This window comes from Streptomyces sp. MK37H (assembly GCF_018035285.1).
In the GTDB taxonomy this organism is placed as follows: Bacteria; Actinomycetota; Actinomycetes; order Streptomycetales; family Streptomycetaceae; genus Streptomyces; species Streptomyces endocoffeicus.
The window spans coordinates 1-2,428 of sequence record NZ_JAAAYH010000736.1 but is presented as its reverse complement, the minus strand read 5'-3'; the positions used below and the strand labels follow the sequence as shown (position 1 = coordinate 2,428).

Below are 2,428 nucleotides of genomic sequence, written 5' to 3'. Positions count from 1 at the left end.
CCTGGGCGCCGGGCCGACGTCCCTTCTCGTCCCGTCCGTTCACACCCCGTGCGAATCCCCCTCCACTACGCTGGCGCCACCGAGCGCTTCGGGAGGGCGAGATGGAGCCCAACACACTGCTCGACTCCGTGCTCGACGAGGCCGGAGTCTCCCACGCGGGGCTGGCCGCGCATGTCAACGAGGCAGGCCGGGCCCGGGGGATGAAGCTGCGGTACGAGCACACCGCGGTGGCCCGGTGGCTGAAGGGCCAGCGGCCGCGCGGCCAGGTGCCGGACCTCATCTGCGAGGTGCTGGGCGAGCGGCTGCACCGCGCCCTCACCCTGGACGACATCGGCCTCGGCACCCCCGGCAGCGCCCGGGGCCCCGCCACCCCGCTCTCCGGATTCGTCGAGCGCGCCACCGCGCTGTGGCGCTCCGACGAACAGCAGCGCCCGCATGTCGTCGAGGCCCCGGCGGTCACCGGCACCCCCGCCGTCATCCCGGTGTGGGAGTGGGAGAACCCTCCCGAGGACTCCGATGTCTCCCGGCGCGGGCTGACCCGCGTCAGCATGACCGACATCGAGACGCTGCGCGCCGCCCGCGCCCACTACGAGCAGATGTACCGCAAGGCCGGCGGGGTCGCGACCCGGACCCGGGTGGTGGGGTTCCTCAACTCCGAGACGGCGCCGCTGCTGCGCGGCGCTTACGCCGACGACACCGGCCGCCAGCTGCACCGGGCGACCGGCGGCCTGGTGGCCATCGCCGGGATCTGCGCCTACGACTCCAACGCGCACGGCCTGGCCCAGCGCTACTTCCACCAGGCGCTGCGACTCGCCAAGGCCAGCGGCGACCGGGGCCTCGGCGCGTATGTGATAGCGCTGCTGGTCAACCAGTCCCTCTTCATGAAGGAGTACCGGCAGGCGGTCGCCTTCGCCGAGTCGGCGCTGCGCGCCGCGGGTTCCCAGATCACCCCCGCGCTCGCCGCCGACCTCTACGCCATGCAGGCCAAGTCGTACGCCCGGCTCGGCGACGGCGCCGGGGCGCTGTCCTGCATCCGGCGCGCCGAGACCGCCGCCGACCGGATCAGACCGGGCCAGGAGCCCGACGAGACCGGCTATGTCCAGCCCGGTCTGGTGAACGTCCAGGTGGCCGAGGCGCTGCTGAGCCTCGGTGACCTCGGTGGCGCCCGCGAGCACGCCACCGCCGCGGTCGGCACCCCCGCCCACGACCGGGGCCGGGTGCACCGGCTCGCCATGCTCACCCATATCGAGCTGCGTCAGGGCGATATGGACCGGGCGGGCGCCACCGCGGTGGAGATGACCGAGCGGGCGCGGGGCATGGAGTCCCAGCGGTTACGCGACCGACTGCGGGCGGTACGGGAACACCTCGCGGCCAGCGGAAGCGCCGCGACGGCCGAGGCCGCCGAACTCATCGACGGGGCACTGCGCGTTCCTCTGTGACCGCGGTTCCGCTCGCGGGTCCGCACTCTCGTCAGCGGGTGGCCCAGGATGGCCTCCCGTGCGACGAAAGGTGGCTGACAGTGCGCTGGAAGAACCTCAGGGAGCGGACCGTGTACGAGAACCGATGGTTCCGGGTCAACCTCGCCGATGTCCGGCTCCCCGACGGACGTCAACTCGATCACTATCTGATCCGGCTGCGTCCGGTGGCCGTGGCCACCGTGGTGAACGCGGCCAACGAGGTGCTGCTGCTGTGGCGGCACCGGTTCATCACCGACGCCTGGGGCTGGGAGCTGGCCGCGGGCGTCGTCGAGGACGGTGAGGACATCGCCGACGCCGCGGCCCGGGAGATGGAGGAGGAGACCGGCTGGCGGCCCGGCCCGCTGCGCCATCTGCTCTCCGTCGAGCCGTCCAACGGGCTCACCGACGCACGGCACCACATCTACTGGGCCGAGGAGGCGTCGTACGTCGGGCACCCGGAGGACGACTTCGAGTCGGACCGCCGCGAGTGGGTGCCGCTGAAACTGGTGCCCGACCTGGTGGCGCGGGGTGAGGTGCCCGCGGCCAACATGGCGGCCGCGCTGCTGCTGCTCCACCACATCAGGCTCGGGTAGACAGGCCCTAGTGTCCCGCTGCCTGCCATATCGCCAGGGCCAGGGCGGATACCCCGGTCAGGGCGGCGATGGAGGGCAGCGGCCAGCGTCCGTGCTCCAGGATCCGCATCCGCCCGCCCAGTTGGTTCACGTCATCCTCAGCCTGCTCTCCTCGGTGGTCGAGCAGGGCTAGCCGGCCGTCGACGCGGGTGAAGCCCACTTCGACGGTCCGGCGTAATTCCGCGAGCTCCACGGCTAACGCGGCTTGCTCGGGCTCGGTGGTCACGGGTTGATCCCCTTCCGGATGTAACGTCCATGCAGTGGTGACGCTCCGAGTCAAGCGCATGCACAGGTAGTGCGGGAGCGTGTGTGGGGGTGGTGTGTGAGTCACCGGCGCAC

The 2,428-nt window shown here is 72.0% G+C and carries 3 protein-coding genes; 2 read left to right on the top strand and 1 reads right to left on the bottom strand.

What is annotated here, in order from left to right:
- Positions 1-101: 101 nt before the first annotated feature.
- On the top strand, positions 102-1,439 hold the full coding sequence (locus tag GWI24_RS43390; RefSeq protein ID WP_210951514.1) for a transcriptional regulator: 1,338 nt from the start codon (positions 102-104) through the stop codon (positions 1,437-1,439).
- An 80-nt stretch (positions 1,440-1,519) separates the two neighbouring features.
- The gene (locus tag GWI24_RS43385) at positions 1,520-2,050 is read left to right on the top strand and encodes an NUDIX hydrolase (protein ID WP_037961561.1); all 531 of its coding nucleotides are present in this window, start codon (positions 1,520-1,522) and stop codon (positions 2,048-2,050) included.
- Positions 2,051-2,057: 7 nt separating this feature from the next.
- Here the strand turns inward: GWI24_RS43385 and GWI24_RS43380 are convergent, their stop codons facing one another.
- A complete protein-coding gene (locus tag GWI24_RS43380) occupies positions 2,058-2,315 on the bottom strand; it encodes a hypothetical protein (RefSeq protein WP_210951513.1) in 258 nt (85 codons plus the stop codon).
- Between the last annotated feature and the right edge of the window lie 113 nt (positions 2,316-2,428).

What these genes read in the sequence shown, in the direction of transcription:
- GWI24_RS43390 (WP_210951514.1), top strand. Translation starts at nt 102, where the DNA reads ATGGAGCCCAACACACTGCTCGACTCCGTGCTCGACGAGGCCGGAGTC.